The organism is Paenibacillus sp. P46E (assembly GCF_001909095.1).
Taxonomy (GTDB): Bacteria; Bacillota; Bacilli; order Paenibacillales; family Paenibacillaceae; genus Paenibacillus_AQ; species Paenibacillus_AQ helianthi.
In genome coordinates this window covers 1-15729 of the sequence record NZ_LVYZ01000033.1, presented here as the reverse complement: position 1 = coordinate 15729, position 15729 = coordinate 1, and the positions used below count along the sequence as shown (strand labels likewise).

Here is a 15729-nt window from a genome sequence, read left to right as displayed (position 1 = left end):
TATGGAGAGAGAATCATCAGGGCCACAATTATAATATATTTATATATTTTAGACGATAGAGGGGAGACGGGCAAATGAATGATATTGTCGTCAGTACGCAGACTTTTCAGTTGGAGTCCGAGTACACACCCCAGGGCGATCAGCCTCATGCCATACAGGAATTAGTAGACGGCATCCGGCAGGGCAAGAAGCACCAGACGCTGCTGGGAGCGACCGGTACAGGGAAGACCTTTACCATCGCACAAATGATTTCCAAGCTGAACCGGCCCACGCTGGTTATTGCGCACAACAAGACGCTGGCTGCCCAGCTTGCGAGTGAGTTCAAGGAGTTTTTTCCAAGCAATTCTGTAGACTACTTTGTCAGTTACTACGATTATTACCAGCCAGAGGCGTACATTCCCTCCTCCGACACCTACATCGAGAAAGATTCCAGCATAAATGAAGAGATTGATAAGCTTCGCCACTCAGCGACCAGTTCCTTGTTCGAACGGCGTGACGTCATCATTGTGGCCAGTGTTTCCTGTATTTACGGCCTCGGTTCTCCGCAGGAATACGGAAGCCTGCTGCTGTCGCTGCGTGTGGGTATGGAGAAGCCGCGGAATCAGATTCTGAGCCGGCTCGTGGATATCCAGTACCAACGCAACGACATTAACTTTGTGCGGGGCACTTTTCGCGTGCGCGGTGATGTGGTGGAGATCTTCCCGGCTTCACAAGGCGAGCATGCCATCCGTGTAGAACTGTTCGGTGATGAGGTGGAACGGATTACTGAAATTGATGTATTGACCGGAGAATTGATCGGGGAACGCGACCATGTGGCTATTTTCCCGGCATCGCACTTTGTCACCCAGGAAGAAACCATGCGTGTGGCTCTGGTTAATATTGAGCGTGAGCTGGAAGAACGGCTGGCTGTGCTCCGGGATGCAGGCAAACTGCTGGAGGCCCAGCGTCTGGAGCAGAGGACCCGTTACGATATTGAGATGATGAAGGAAGTCGGCTTCTGCTCCGGGATCGAGAACTATTCCGGACCGCTCACCTTCCGTGAGCCGGGAGCAACCCCATACACACTTATGGATTATTTTCCTGACGATATGCTGATTGTAATCGACGAGTCCCATGCGACATTGCCACAGATCCGGGCGATGTACAACGGTGACCGCGCGCGCAAGACAGTTCTCGTGGAGCATGGCTTCCGCCTGCCGTCCGCGCTGGACAACCGGCCGCTGCAGTTCGAAGAATTCGAAGACAAGGTGACTCAGATTGTATATGTGTCCGCCACACCAGGCCCTTATGAAATTGAACATTGCCAGACGATGATTCAGCAGATTATCCGGCCTACGGGTCTTTTGGACCCGATTATCGAGGTTCGTCCGACAGAGGGGCAGATTGATGATCTGATCAGTGAAATCCGTGACCGGGTGGAGCGCGACGAGCGTGTACTGGTTACGACTCTGACCAAGAAAATGTCCGAGGACTTGACTGATTATTTCAAGGAAATCGGAATCAAGGTCCGCTACATGCACTCTGACATTAAGACGCTGGAGCGTATGGCGATTCTGCGTGATCTCCGGTTAGGCGCCTTCCATGTTCTCGTGGGGATCAATTTATTGCGAGAGGGTCTGGATTTGCCGGAGGTATCCCTCGTAGCGATTCTTGATGCCGACAAGGAGGGTTTCCTGCGCTCCGAGCGTTCACTCATTCAGACCATCGGCCGTGCGGCACGTAACTCCAATGGCCGTGTAATCATGTACGGTGACCGTATCACAGACTCGATGGAAAAGGCTATGTTCGAAACCCAGCGCCGCCGGGAAACGCAGATTGCCTATAACGAGAAGCATGGAATCACACCCACTACGATCAACAAAAAAGTTCGCGAAATCATCGAGGCGACTAAGGTTGCCGAGTCCAAGGCCGAATATCTCACCGGCGTGGGCGGCAAGATGAGCAAGAAGGACCGTCAAAGCCTGATGCAGCGTCTTGAGGCCGAGATGAAGGATGCTGCCAAGAATCTGCAATTCGAGCGTGCCGCAGAGCTGCGCGATGCTCTGCTGGAGCTTCGGGCAGAGTGAGGCAGTGCCATATGCATACTTGATTTACAATAAAGTACAGGAACGGCGCTGCATATGGCCGTTCCTTTTGGATAAATTGCTCATCTTTCTTGCGCATCCCGAAGGGACAGCCCGCAGTTTGCAGTTTGCGCATCCCGAAGGGACAGCCCGCAATTTGCAGTTTGCGCATCCCGAAGGGACAGCCTGCAGTTTGCAGTTTGCGCATCCCGAAGGGACAGCCCGCAGTTTGCAGTTTGCGCATCCCGAAGGGACAGCCCGCAGTTTGCAGTTTGCGCATCCCGAAGGGACAGCCTGCAGTTTGCAGTTTGCGCATCCCGAAGGGACAGCCTGCAGTTTGCAGTTTGCGCATCCCGAAGGGACAGCCCGCAGTTTGCAGTTTGCGCATCCCGAAGGGACAGCGGTTTTCCCAGAAGCGCCTACATTCCAGCGGTCCCTTTAGGGACAAGTGCTCTTCAGTCCACATCAACTAAGCCCATCCGTCCTCCCTCCTTCGTCAGTAGCATTGCGGGTGTCCAGAGGGTGCAACCCTTGGGGCCCTCCCTTGGCTAAGGGAGGGTTTGGGAGGGATCGAAAATTTTTTCAGGAAAATATTTTTACAATTTTAAAAGGTCTTTAGGAGGTTATACCGTTGGCGAATGAAAATATTGTAATTAAGGGTGCGCGAGCGCACAATCTCAAGAACATTGACGTAACGATTCCGCGTGACCGCTTCGTCGTGCTGACGGGACTTAGCGGCTCAGGCAAATCGTCGCTTGCATTCGATACGATCTACGCAGAAGGACAGCGCCGTTATGTGGAATCCCTGTCAGCGTATGCACGACAGTTTCTGGGCCAGATGGAGAAGCCCGATGTTGATTCGATTGACGGGTTATCCCCGGCGATTTCCATTGACCAGAAGACAACAAGCCGCAACCCGCGTTCTACCGTAGGTACGGTTACGGAGATTTATGACTACCTCCGGCTGCTGTTTGCCCGGGTAGGGCATCCGCATTGTCCGGATCATGGCATCGAAATTACGTCACAGACCGTGGAGCAGATGGTAGACCGGATTATGCAGTATCCCGAGAAGACCCGGCTGCAGATTCTGGCACCGGTAATCTCAGGGCGCAAGGGTGAACATAAGGGACTGTTCAGCGACATCTCGAAGCAAGGCTTTGTCCGTGTGCGCGTAAACGGTGAACTGCGTGAGGTTACTGAGGACATCGTGCTCGAGAAGAATAAGAAGCATACGATTGAGGTCGTGGTGGACCGGATCGTCATCAAGGAGGATGTGACGACCCGGCTGACGGATTCGCTGGAGACCGCGCTGAAACTGTCCGGCGGGCAAATTCTGGTTGATATCATTGGCCAGGAGGAGCTGCTGTTCAGCTCGAACTTTGCCTGTCCGATCTGCGGGTTCAGTATCGAGGAACTAGCGCCGCGGATGTTCTCTTTCAACAGCCCCTTCGGAGCTTGCCCGGAATGTGATGGGCTTGGTGTGAAGATGGTTGTCGACCCGGATCTTCTAATTCCTGATCAAGAGAAGAGCATTGAAGAAGGCGCCTTTTTGGCCTGGACCGGCAGCACTTCGAACTACTACCCGCAATTTCTGAAGTCGGTTTGCGAGCATTTCAAAATCCCGCAAAATGTGCCGGTAAGCAGTCTGTCGCCAGAACATATGCAGAAGCTGCTGAACGGAACGGGCAGCGAGAAGATCCGCTTCCGTTATGAGAATGACTTTGGCCAGCGGAAGGACGCGCTTGTCGCCTTCGAAGGGATTATTCCCAATCTGGAGCGGCGATACCGGGAGACGGCTTCCGATGGCATTCGTGAGTTCATTGAAGGCTTCATGAGTGCCAAACCTTGCCATGTGTGCAAAGGCAAAAGATTGAAGAAGGAAATTCTCGCCGTAACAGTCAACGAACGGAATGTTGCCGATGTTACCGATCTGTCGATTGGGGATTGCCTTGAATTCTTCGACAACATTGCTCTGAGTGAGAAGGAAACAGCCATTGCCAACCTGATTCTCAAAGAAATCAGCAGCCGGCTCGGCTTCCTGGTCAACGTAGGTTTGAACTATTTGACGCTCAGCCGTGCAGCGGGCTCGCTCTCCGGCGGTGAAGCGCAGCGGATCAGGCTGGCGACCCAGATCGGTTCCAGTCTGATGGGCGTGCTGTATATTCTCGATGAACCGAGTATTGGACTGCATCAACGGGACAATGACCGCCTCATCTCAACACTTGGGCATATGCGTGATTTAGGCAATACCCTGATTGTGGTTGAACATGATGAAGATACGATGATGGCTGCCGACTATATTATCGATATTGGTCCGGGTGCGGGTATTCATGGCGGGCAGGTTATGGCACAAGGCACACCTCAGGAGATTATGAATGATCCGAATTCCCTGACCGGAGAGTACTTAAGCGGACGCAAGTTCATTCCGGTTACCTCCGATCGGCGCGCTACAGATGATCGCTGGATTGAAATCCGCGGGGCCAAAGAGAATAACCTGAAGAATGTGAATGTCAAAATTCCACTTGGTGTTTTCACGGCCGTAACCGGTGTTTCGGGTTCGGGCAAGTCTTCGCTTATTAATGAGATTCTCTATAAGAGTCTAGCGCGTCAGCTGAATAAGGCTGTCAAGGTGCGGCCGGGTCAGCACAAAGAAATCCGCGGGCTGGAAAACCTGGACAAAGTCATTGAAATTGACCAGTCGCCAATCGGACGTACACCGCGTTCCAATCCGGCAACCTATACGGGCGTCTTCGATGATATTCGTGATTTGTTCTCCAAGACGAACGAAGCCAAGGTGCGTGGCTTCCAGAAAGGCCGGTTCAGCTTCAATGTCAAAGGCGGACGCTGTGAGGCGTGCCGTGGGGATGGCATTATTAAGATTGAGATGCACTTCCTGCCGGATGTTTATGTTCCCTGCGAAATATGCAAGGGTAAACGTTACAACCGTGAGACGCTGGAAGTGAAGTATAAAGGCAAAAGCATCTCCGATGTACTGGAAATGACCGTAGAAGATGCAACAGAATTCTTTAAGAATATCCCGAAGATTCACCGTAAAATGCAGACCCTGCTGGATGTTGGTCTAGGGTACATCAATATTGGTCAGCCGGGAACCACCTTGTCCGGCGGTGAGGCACAGCGGGTGAAACTGGCCTCCGAGTTATACCGGCGCAGTACCGGCAAGACATTATACATTCTGGATGAGCCGACAACGGGACTGCATGTAGATGACATAGGCCGTCTGCTTGAGGTACTGCATCGTCTGGTAGACTCTGGTGAATCCGTGCTCGTCATTGAGCATAACCTCGATGTGATCAAGACCGCCGACTATATCATTGATATGGGCCCAGAAGGCGGTAGCGGCGGGGGGACTGTTCTTGCTACAGGAACACCGGAGAAGATCATCAAAGTGGAGGAGTCCTACACCGGCAGATACCTGAAACCGGTATTACTCCGTGACACCGAACGCACCAAAGCTCTGGAGCTGCAGACCTCGGATAGCGTATAACCGATAGGATTCGAAGCAGGGCAGTGGCGTTTCCAGATTGTAGCCAAAAACAAGAAAGGGCCGTGGCAATGCACCACGGCCCTTTTACATAAATGGGAACTAATTAATGACTGCTGACCCCGATGATGATTTTGAAGGCATTGCGCGTTTTTCTTGAACGCTTGAAGCCCTCTCTGAAATCCATAATCCATACGGTCTTTCTTATCCATACTCTAATATACAATGAGTGGAATTTGATAGGGTGCACCACTCCCTTTTCTTCGATCTCTGTGCCATCAGTCAGTTCTGTTTCCGTTCTTAGAAGCCATCTGTTGCCAACACCGAACTCAATATATTTCAGAAGACATTACTCCTTGGACGTAGTTACAGGTTCAGCTTTCAAAATAGCGGTAAGCTGTTCCTGAAGGGCAGGTACGCCTACGCGTCCCGTAAATGCATGGAAATTCTCCTGGTCTTGACGCTGTTCCGTGTAGAAGGAAATGAGCTGCTCCAGAACGGGTCCCACCCGTTCTGCCTGTACGCGGCCCTTCAATGGCCGGGCGAATTCAGCTGCAGGACCATGGTCTCCGCAGCCAAGCGTTCCACCAACAGCAATATCGAACGCATCGGTCATGCCGTCCGGTGTCTTGATCAGCGTGCCTTGCAGGCCGATATCGGCAACCTGCTTTTGTCCGCAGGCATTGGGGCAGCCGATGAAGTGAATGCGCAGCTTCTCATCAAGCCGGATATGCTCATCTAGATAGGCAGCGACACTGACAGCTCTCTGTTTGGTCTCGACGAGGGCCAGGTTGCAGAATTCATTGCCCGTGCAGGCGACTGTGCGGCTGATGAAGGGTTTGGCTGATGGCGACAGCCGCTGCAGCACTGGGGCTTCCAGAAGAGCGCTGAGCTTCTCATTCGGAACCCCGCTGATGATGATGTTCTGTGACATTGTGGTGCGGAGCTTGCCTTCACCGTACTGATCCGCAAGCTCAGCTAACTGATCCAGCTCATCGCTGTTCATCCGGCCGACGGGAACATTCAAGCCAACATAACTGAGACCTTCCTGAACCTGTGGATGGACTCCGTCAAAATAAGCGGCTTGCCAGCCAATCGTCTGGTCCTCGCCGCGCGTGGGCAGCTCGCCTACGGCTTCAATCAGTTTTTCTTTGAATTTCTCCGCGCCCCAATCGGCGACAAGAAATTTCAGACGGGCATGATGACGTTTCTCCCGGTAGCCGTAATCCCGGAACAGTGTGACAACACCGGCAGCTACCTTTAGTGCCTCTTCAGGCTTTACGAAGACATCAAGCTTTTGCGCCAGATGTGGTTTGGCTGACAGTCCGCCGCCAACCATCAGATGGAACCCCAGAGTTTCAACACCATCGATGACTTTTAGCGCAGGTGTATAAGCCAAATCATTAATTTCCGCTTGTGCGTTATTGTACTTGTTAGCAGACACAGAGATTTTGAATTTGCGGGGCAGGTTGGAGAAGTCACGGTTCAGCATAAAAAAGTCATTCAGCTGCTCTACTATATCCGTCGTATCAAACAGCTCATCCTTGTCGATCCCTGCCAGCGGGTTGCCGACAATTGTCCGCGGACAGTCGCCGCAAGCTTCGAAGGAATACAGTCCGGCGGCTTCGAGACGCTTGAAGATATCCGGCAGATTCTCGACAGTAAGCCAGTGGAACTGGATGGCTTGGCGTGTAGTGACATCAACCATGTTCTGCCCGTACAATCTGCCGATTTCAGCCAGTGCTCTGGCTTGGCCTGAAGTCATAATACCGGTATTGATCCGCACACGCATCATGAAATGGCCATCACGCGGCTTTTGCTGATACACCCCGGCCCATTTGAACAGATCCATATCATCGGCCGGGATGGAGCTGTAGCCCTCCAGGGCATATTTTTCAATAATGGTGCGGATCACATCCAGGCCGTCCTTCTGCAATTTGACGAATTCGAATTTGCTCAGTTTCTCTGGTGAAGCGTTCCATATCGGTTCGTAAGCCATATCTAACTTCCTTTCTGGTTATGTATCGGATGAATCAAGAAGCCCTAAGATTATAAGCCCGATGGTAACATAGTCTGGAGTAGGCCGGCAGTGAGGGTTGTAGCACTACAGTATAACGATTGTTTATCAATAAATAAGGACTTGCTGATAGTTCAAATAGGCATATGCAGAGCATGTCCGTCGTAAGATTCAAAGAGGGGTATATTCGTTGAATAAATAGATATAAGCTGAGTTCTTTGACAAAGATGCACAACAGCAACTTCTATGATCTAAATTGCTGATGTGCAGTATATTTTCCCGGAGAAAAAAATTTTTTGTGACAATTACATAAGTTTTTAAGGATTTTCTATTGCGTCACTGAAATGGTAGCGATAACATAGAAGGAGATATGGAATAGATGAACTAGCTTGACAATACTCTTGGGGAGGTAATGCCATGCTGCTTGCTGAAGCTGCCGCGCAAGGACCGTCTAAATTTCATACCTTCGATGTATTTATGATTTTGTTCACCGTTCTGATCTTCATTGGAGTGATCCGGCTGCTACGGGCACCCCAGAAGAACAAATTCGCCATTGCCTTTGGAGTGGTGAGTCTGCTGGTGTTCGTGGTTTCGGACTATGCAATGGTGATGAACTGGATAAGTTAGTACACAAGTGACAATTGCAGAGCATTATATTCTAGGAAGACACCTTTAACCGCCACTGGCGCTGCTGAAGGCGTCTTTTTATCATTACTTAAGGTATATCCATTAGATTTCAGCAATTCATAGATACAGAGAGGGCCGGTGAAGATGGATGTGGTGGGGGAAACGAAAGTATAGAAAGAGTCTATGCCTGCTACTGTGCGGAGTGCTGCTGTCCGGTACGGGAAGTGGTGCCCATTCAGCACTTGCAGCAGCAATTCCAGGCAGTAGTCCGGCTGGAGCCAAGGACTTCAAGCTTGGGGTTTTCAAACAAGTAGGAGCTGCAACAGCTGCCGGCAAAAAGAATGTCGTAATGACGGATGACGCGGTGCCGCAGATTATTAAGGAGGTATCTCCCTCTGTGGTGGGCATTATCGGCAAATATTCCGGCGACCACAGCAGCGGACCGGATGACCGGTTCAATCTGACCCATGGGTCGGGAATTATAGTCAAAGCGGACGGCTGGATTATAACCAATGCGCATGTCATAAAAGGCTTGCAGAACGCGGTAGTGGTAACGTCAGACGCTAAAAGTTACAGTATCACAACATCGTATATCGATGAAGTCAGTGACCTGGCGCTAATCAAAATCAATGCCAAATCCCTGAAGCCCGCCAGGTTTGCCAGTGCATCAAGCAAGCTCCAGGTGGGAGAAAAGGTAATTGCTATCGGGACCCCTATTTCCTTTTCGCTGCGGAATTCGGCTACGGTGGGTGTGGTCAGCGGACTGAACCGGGCCGTCGATGCCGCCTATCGGCTGATTCAAAGTGATACGGCTATTAACCCCGGGAACAGCGGCGGTCCGCTGGTTAGCATGAAAGGGGAAGTGCTGGGGGTGAACAGCCTGAAATACGCTGCGGTTGGTGTGGAAAATATGGGTTTTTCTATTCCGGCAGATACCGTTCAGTACATTATGAACCAGTTGTTCAAATATGGTGAGGTAAAACGTCCCAGCCTGGGCCTGGAGCTTGAGGAGAGCTGGTCCGCGATTGTTGGGCTGCCTGCACAGGACCCGCTGACTGTAACCAAGGTCGTATCTGCAGAAGCAGAACAGGCGGGGATTACCGCAGGCGATGTGCTGTATGCGATTGACGGACATCGTGTTGCTTCACTGGTCGATATTAATGAGTGGTTCAAGAGTTATAAACCGGGTACAGCAGTGAAGCTGCTGATGCAAAGTGACGGGGATATTGTGACCCGTAAGCTGGTGCTGGGTCAAGGTGACCCGCTGACCGGGGGAGAGGAGGCGGAAGGTGATGGAGATGCTGAAGCACAGACAGAAGAATAGCGGACTGCCAGTGGAAGCAGGCCGGAAGACAATAAGCAGAATGATACGGTCCGGGATGTGCGCGTTGCTGGCAGTGTTAATGCTGTTGGCAGTTCTGCCACTCCAGCAGGTGCAGGCAGCGGAGCAGAAGCTGCTGCAGCTGAATCTCAAGGTCGGTAGCACTACCGCAACCGTAAACGGCGAGAAGGTTGTGATTCAAAAGCCCATAGAGATTAACGGAACGGTGCTCGTGCCGCTGGGTGTTTTCAAAAAAGCCTTCGGCAGCAGAGTCTCCCTTGAAGCGGGCGATGTGGTCAAGGTGATGTACGGGCCCCATACCGGGGCCATGACCATCGGCAGTACAACCGCCTGGAAGGACGGGGTCAAGATCACGCTACCCGTTCCCCCGCGTATGGTTTCGGGAACACTGCTCGTACCGATGCGTTTTGTGGCCGGAGTTCTGGGAGCGCGGGTTTCTCCTGGCAGCGGTGGCGGACTGCTAATCACGCTCTCGCCGTCAGAGGCTGAAGAAGAAACGCCGGAGAGCGGCGGAATCGACAGTGATGTCGGCAAAACACGGATTGGCAACAGTTACTATGGGTGGAGTATGAACTATCCATCCGGTCTGGTGGTCGGCGACAGCGGCGGCAATGAAAGTGTAGCTACTTTTACAAGTACAGAGAATCTGTATTATCTGGAGGTTCATGCTTCACCGCTGGAAATAGCAGCAGATCCTGATGAATTGCTGGAGAGACTGGTTCGCGCTGCTGAAGAAGGCGGGGAGACGATTCTGGACCGGGTGGTTTTTCCGAATGCGGAGGTTCCCTACGCCCGGATTGTCAGTAAGGATTCCAGCGGTGCATTGTGGGAAGGCCGTCAATATTACAGTAACGGGAAATTATATGAGCTCTACCTGACTGATGATAATGCAGGGAATTACAAGGATCTGAATCAATATGCTTCACTGTTGAACTCATTTGTCCCTTCATTTAACGCCGGCGACAAGAGTATCCGTGATCTCTCAACGGTCAAAAACGGTCTACGCGAAGGATACAACGACGATTACGGAATAACTCTACAGGTTCCTGCAGGTTGGACTATGGATGATCAACACCTGTATTACGAGAGTAACAAGGGAAGCCATCTGCTTGTAAAGGTTTCTTCAGCGCCATCCGGGTCTACACTGGAGAACTGGAGCAAAGATCTGGATTCACAGGTTAGTGATACCTTTATGCCGGGTGCATATACCATGCAGAAGGATATAGAGGCCGTGGTCTCCGGTGAGCCTGTGCGCGTGAAGGAAACGGATCTGAATCCGGGCAGCGGCTGGAGTACAGAGTATCAGATCCTTTTGCAAAAATCCGGCTACCGCTACTACGTGGAATATTTGGCAGCAGCGGGGCAGGATGAGGACAAGGCTCTTTTTAAGACGATCTTAAGCTCCGTAGATATTGATTTTTCCAGGATCAAGGAGAACTTTGGCAGGCTGGAGACCGATGATTACATAGCGCTCCGCAGCCAAGTTGTAACCAAAAGCTCCAAGACCTACGGCTACAGCATAGATATTCCACGGCTGTGGATACCTTATCAGGATGTTTTTGAGAGTCAGACTGTAGAATACCGGTTCACCGGCGGACGCTTCCAGATCAATGCTACCCCTGAGGGTTCCGTGGATTATGCGGTAGGCTTGCTGCAAAGTTACTACAAGAACAGCAAAAATGATCCCAAAGGCCCTCAGCTAATCAGCATGGAGGAGATTACGTTTGCGGGAGTCCCGGCCACGCTGCTGACGGTCCGCCAGACTAGGGGCGGTATCCCAGGACATATGAAGCAAGTGGTTTTTGGTAAAAATGATCTGGTCTACACCCTCACCATAAACGTGAATGACGCCAACTCGACGCCTGTCCAACAAGCAGCTCTCGATACAACGCTAAAGTCCTTCCACATAACGGAGGGTGGGGAGTAGGGGATTACGAATATAATTACGTGGTCTGACTAAGAACGTCCTATTGCCATTCTTGGCAGGTTGGGGCGTTCTTTTTTTAAATTAACCATATCCCTATAAATCTTGGCAAATCAATGGCGAACTGGTGTGATGTTTGATACAATTAACAGGTTAAAAAGCTTTAAATGACCCGCTGGTAAAGCGGTTTGGGAGGATATAAATGAACGAGCAAGGAATACGCAGAGAAGACGTGGAGCTGCTGGCTCCTGCGGGTGACTGGGACTGCATGCGTGCGGCGGTGGCGAATGGGGCAGACGCTGTCTTTTTTGGCGTGGAAAAGTTTAATGCACGGGCGAGAGCGAACAACTTCCGCATGGACGAGCTGCCGGAGATTATGGCATTCCTGCACAGCTATGGTGTGAAGGGGTTCCTGACCTTTAACATACTGGTATTTGAGAATGAGCTGCCTGACGCTAAGGAACTGATTGATACCTGTGTAGATGCGGGTGTGGACGCAGTTATCGTGCAGGATTTAGGTCTGGTCAAAATGATCCGCGAGATCTCCCCGGACTTCCCGATCCATGGCTCGACGCAAATGACGATTACTTCACCGGAGGCGGTGGAGTTCACTAAGCCTTGGGGGCTGGAACGCGTAGTGCTCGGACGCGAGAATAACCTGAAGCAAATCCGTACGATCGGGGAGCAGGCGCGCCTGCCCATGGAAGTTTTTGTGCATGGGGCGCTGTGCGTCTCCTATTCCGGCCAGTGCCTGACCTCGGAAATGTGGGGCGGACGCTCTGCTAACCGCGGGGAATGCGCTCAGGCCTGCCGTCTGCCGTATGATCTGATGGTGGATGGCGAGATCAAGCCGATGGGTGATGTCACTTATCTGCTGTCGCCTAAGGATCTGGCGGCGATAGATCTGATGCCGGAGCTTATTGAGGCAGGAGTCACCTCCTTCAAAATCGAAGGCCGCCTCAAAAGTCCGGAATATGTAGCTAATGTGGTAAGTAAATATCGTAAGGCAATTGACCGGTATTTTGAAGGGGATTGGTCACCAACCTCCAAGGAAGATATCCGCGAGCTGCAGCAGAGCTTCTCCCGCGGCTTCACGCATGGCTTCCTGGAAGGCACAAACAATAAAAAGCTTGTGGACGGCACCTTCCCGAAAAGCCGCGGCGTCTATATGGGGACCGTAGAGCAGATTCTGCGTGATGGTGTAGTGTGCCGCATTCATGCACCGCTGAAGCGTGGAGATGGCATTGTTTTTGACGCTGGTGATCCGACGAAGAAAGAAGAAGGCGGACGCGTCTACGATCTGCGCCGTAAGGGCGTGAAGCTGGAAGGAGAAGCCGGGGAAGGCTGGATCATTGATATCGTGCCAGGACGCAATGACGTGGATCTGCGCCGCCTCCATGTCGGCGACCGCATCTGGAAGACGAATGACCCTGCGCTGGACAAGGCGCTGCGTCAGACCTACGAAACCGAGAAGCCTTACCGGGTCTTCCCGGTGCATGTGAAGGTAGAGGGGCGGGCGGGTGAGCCGCTTGCCACCTGGTGGACCGACGTTCAGAAGAACGTGACGGTCCGTGTGGATTCGGAGCTGCTGCTGGAAGCCGCGCAGAAGCGTCCGATGGATGCCGCCCTGCTGGAAGAGCAATTCTGCCGCCTGGGCGGGACCGTATTCCAGCTGGAGGCTATGGAGTCGCACCTGGAAGGCGACGTGATCGTGCCTATGCGCGAGCTCAACAGCATCCGCCGCCAGGCGGTGGAGCTGCTTGCGGGCGAGCGCCCGAAACCTCCCGTCTACGTGAAACGGGAGGTAGAGGTCTACGGCGGCGCTTCCCGCAGGGGCGCCGCAGTTCCGCGCGGTGAAGCGGAGCTCACCGTGCTGTGCCGCAGCCTGCCGCAGGTGCAGGCTGCCCTCGAAGCCGGCGTAAAGAACATATACGCCGACTTCGAATTCATCAAGCAGTTCCCGGCAGCGGTGGACGCTGTACGGGCTGCGGGGGCCAGTATTGCACTGGCTACGCCACGCATTCATATGCCAGGTGAGAACGGCTACCATGCCAACATCCTGCGTTTGCAGCCGGATGCTGTCCTGGTGCGCAATACCGGAGCGCTCTATTACTATTTGAAGCGCCGCATGGAGCAGCCCGATGCTGTACATCCTCGCCTAATCGGCGATTTCTCCCTGAATATCGCCAATCACAAAGCGGTAGATCTGTTCCTGAACGCAGGCTGCGACGCAATTACACCGTCCTACGACCTGAACATCCAGCAGATGGTAGATCTGCTGGAACACAGCGATACGTCGCGAATGGAGGTCGTGATCCATCAGCATCTGCCGATGTTCCATACCGAGCACTGTGTCTACTGCACCTTCATGAGCGAAGGCACGGACTATACGAACTGCGGCCGCCCCTGCGAGGAGCAGCGGGCTTCCCTGCAGGACCGCATCGGCATGGCCCACCCTGTTCGTGTAGATGAGGGTTGCCGGAATACAGTCTACAACGCAGTGGAGCAGTCGGGAGCGGAATATCTGAACAATTTCCGGGAGCTCGGTGTGAACTCCTTCCGTGTCGAATTTCTGGAAGAAACGCCGGATCAGGTTGCTGAAGTTCTCAGCCTCTATAGCCGTGCACTGCGCGGAGAGATTTCCGGCACACAGGTATGGAAAAGCCTCAAGGCTACCAACCAGCTTGGAGTTACGCGCGGTCAATTGGTGAACGCGAAGTAAACCGGAGCGTTCGGGCGGAGTTCGATCAGCAACAAAGCAGGTTCTGTTTATATAGTGCCTGTAGTTCATCCTAATACAATTCCAGGGTCAGTGTGAGTGAGGAAGCTTGTAGACAGGCTCTTAGCGCACTGGCCCTTTTTTAGTACATATCCATTGCGGCTTCAACTAACATCCCTGCCAAAATACACCTAAAACTGCTATAATTAAAACAAATATGCCTTTTCCCTTTTGGATGGGAATGGAAATGTGAGAAGATCATAGAAGGAGTCCTGTCATGAAGATCCGTAAAGCTATTATTCCCGCAGCCGGTCTTGGCACCCGCTTCCTGCCCGCGACCAAAGCCATGCCCAAAGAAATGCTGCCGATTGTAGACAAACCAACGATCCAGTATATTGTTGAAGAAGCGGTTGCTTCCGGTATTGAGGATATCATTATTGTAACGGGGAAAGGCAAACGTGCGATCGAAGACCATTTCGACAATTCATTTGAGCTGGAATTCAATCTGGCTGAGAAGCAAAAGTGGGAGCTTCTGGAGTCTGTACGCAAATCCTCCGAAATGGCCGATATCCACTACATCCGTCAAAAGGAACCCAGAGGTCTCGGTCATGCCATCTGGTGTGCCCGTAAATTTATCGGCAATGAGCCATTTGCTGTTCTTCTTGGGGATGATATTGTTGAAGCGGACAAACCCTGCCTGAAGCAGATGATTGAAATTTACGAACAATATAAATCCTCCATTGTAGGCGTTCAACCTGTACCTTGGGAAGAGGTTTCCCGTTACGGTCTGGTGGATGGTACGGAATTGGCCGAACGGGTCTTCAAAGCCAATCGTCTGGTGGAGAAGCCCAAGAGAGAAGAGGCTCCGTCCAACCTCGCGATTCTGGGGCGGTATATCCTGACTCCGCGTATCTTTGACATGCTTGGTGAGCAGCAGGTGGGTGTAGGCGGTGAAATTCAGCTGACTGACGCCATCTCCCGCTTGAGCGAAGTGGAGCGCATTATTGCTTATGATTTCGAAGGCAAACGCCATGACGTCGGTGAGAAAATGGGCTTCATCCAGACCACCATTCACTATGCGCTTCAGCATGAGGAGCTCAAGGAAGGCTTGCTCGACTACCTCAAAGCAGTGATTGACAGCGAAGCGCAGAAAGCAGCGAAGTAAAGGGCTGCGGACAGCATTTTTTTGACCCTGGTCTCCGGATTCATCTCTAATCAATAATTATTCAATCCCAAAAGGGGCTGTCCCAAAAGTAGTTTTCTACGAGTAGAGACAAACCCTTCTCATTTTCAAAACCGTAAAAAGGTCAAAAGAGCAACATTTCTCCCGTCACTGGAGAAATGTTGCTCTTTGTTTTTGGTCATTTGCAGCTTGCTTCAAGAGATTGTGGGCAAGGCAAAGCCAACCGACCTCAAGCGTCACTTTTTCCATGCCGCGAAGCAGAAAGCGCCGGAAGCCCCGGTTATTTTTCAGTTGTCCAAATACACTTTCCGGTTCCGTCATTCGGCGTACGGCCAGGCCGTAACCTTCCTCA

At 52.0% G+C, this 15729-nt stretch carries 11 protein-coding genes; 8 read left to right on the top strand and 3 right to left on the bottom strand.

From position 1 onward, the window contains the following. Positions 1 to 74: 74 nt before the first annotated feature. The 3 genes from uvrB to uvrA all read left to right on the top strand — a co-directional run bounded on the left by uvrB (position 75) and on the right by uvrA (position 5568). The gene (uvrB, locus tag A3849_RS09690; protein WP_074111215.1) at positions 75 to 2066 is read left to right on the top strand and encodes an excinuclease ABC subunit UvrB; all 1992 of its coding nucleotides are present in this window, start codon (positions 75 to 77) and stop codon (positions 2064 to 2066) included. Between the two features lie 67 nt (positions 2067 to 2133). Continuing rightward, positions 2134 to 2505, top strand: a complete 372-nt coding sequence (locus tag A3849_RS09685) for a hypothetical protein (RefSeq protein WP_218619221.1) — start codon at positions 2134 to 2136, stop codon at positions 2503 to 2505. Between the two features lie 189 nt (positions 2506 to 2694). After that, positions 2695 to 5568: an excinuclease ABC subunit UvrA gene (uvrA, locus tag A3849_RS09680; RefSeq protein ID WP_074111213.1), complete on the top strand. Its 2874-nt coding sequence runs from the start codon at positions 2695 to 2697 to the stop codon at positions 5566 to 5568. Between the two features lie 103 nt (positions 5569 to 5671). Here the strand turns inward: uvrA and A3849_RS09675 are convergent, their stop codons facing one another. Next, entirely contained in the window at positions 5672 to 5908 is a 237-nt protein-coding gene (locus A3849_RS09675) for a DUF3977 family protein (protein WP_074111212.1), read from the bottom strand. Between the two features lie 6 nt (positions 5909 to 5914). Further along, complete coding sequence (locus tag A3849_RS09670; protein ID WP_074111211.1) at positions 5915 to 7564, bottom strand: nitrite/sulfite reductase; 1650 nt, start codon at positions 7562 to 7564, stop codon at positions 5915 to 5917. Positions 7565 to 7999: 435 nt separating this feature from the next. On the opposite strand from A3849_RS09670, the gene A3849_RS09665 reads away from it, so the two are divergent. The 5 genes from A3849_RS09665 (at position 8000) to galU (ending at position 15359) form a co-directional block, all read left to right on the top strand. Next, positions 8000 to 8209 carry a hypothetical protein gene (locus tag A3849_RS09665; RefSeq protein WP_074087233.1) on the top strand — a complete coding sequence of 70 codons (210 nt, stop codon included), beginning with the start codon at positions 8000 to 8002 and terminating at the stop codon, positions 8207 to 8209. Positions 8210 to 8357: 148 nt separating this feature from the next. Then, on the top strand, positions 8358 to 9533 hold the full coding sequence (locus A3849_RS09660; protein ID WP_074111210.1) for a S1C family serine protease: 1176 nt from the start codon (positions 8358 to 8360) through the stop codon (positions 9531 to 9533). Then, positions 9502 to 11478, top strand: a complete 1977-nt coding sequence (locus tag A3849_RS09655; RefSeq protein ID WP_083613425.1) for a stalk domain-containing protein — start codon at positions 9502 to 9504, stop codon at positions 11476 to 11478. The genes A3849_RS09660 and A3849_RS09655 overlap by 32 nt, the downstream gene beginning before the upstream one ends. Before the next feature lie 199 nt (positions 11479 to 11677). After that, the gene (locus A3849_RS09650; RefSeq protein ID WP_074111209.1) at positions 11678 to 14197 is read left to right on the top strand and encodes a U32 family peptidase; all 2520 of its coding nucleotides are present in this window, start codon (positions 11678 to 11680) and stop codon (positions 14195 to 14197) included. Between the two features lie 274 nt (positions 14198 to 14471). After that, positions 14472 to 15359 (top strand): UTP--glucose-1-phosphate uridylyltransferase GalU, encoded by an 888-nt coding sequence (gene galU / locus A3849_RS09645; protein ID WP_074111208.1) that lies wholly within the window; start codon positions 14472 to 14474, stop codon positions 15357 to 15359. A gap of 165 nt (positions 15360 to 15524) precedes the next feature. Here galU and A3849_RS09640 read toward each other — a convergent pair. Next, on the bottom strand, positions 15525 to 15729 hold a 205-nt coding region (locus tag A3849_RS09640), incomplete at its 5' end, for a transposase (RefSeq protein WP_178382651.1).

Bases quoted from the DNA above. Each gene is read 5' to 3' on its own strand.
- uvrB (WP_074111215.1), top strand. From the start codon at position 75: ATGAATGATATTGTCGTCAGTACGCAGACTTTTCAGTTGGAGTCCGAG.
- A3849_RS09670 (WP_074111211.1), bottom strand. From the start codon at position 7,564: ATGGCTTACGAACCGATATGGAACGCTTCACCAGAGAAACTGAGCAAA.
- A3849_RS09665 (WP_074087233.1), top strand. From the start codon at position 8,000: ATGCTGCTTGCTGAAGCTGCCGCGCAAGGACCGTCTAAATTTCATACC.
- A3849_RS09660 (WP_074111210.1), top strand. From the start codon at position 8,358: ATGTGGTGGGGGAAACGAAAGTATAGAAAGAGTCTATGCCTGCTACTG.
- A3849_RS09655 (WP_083613425.1), top strand. From the start codon at position 9,502: ATGGAGATGCTGAAGCACAGACAGAAGAATAGCGGACTGCCAGTGGAA.
- A3849_RS09650 (WP_074111209.1), top strand. From the start codon at position 11,678: ATGAACGAGCAAGGAATACGCAGAGAAGACGTGGAGCTGCTGGCTCCT.
- galU (WP_074111208.1), top strand. From the start codon at position 14,472: ATGAAGATCCGTAAAGCTATTATTCCCGCAGCCGGTCTTGGCACCCGC.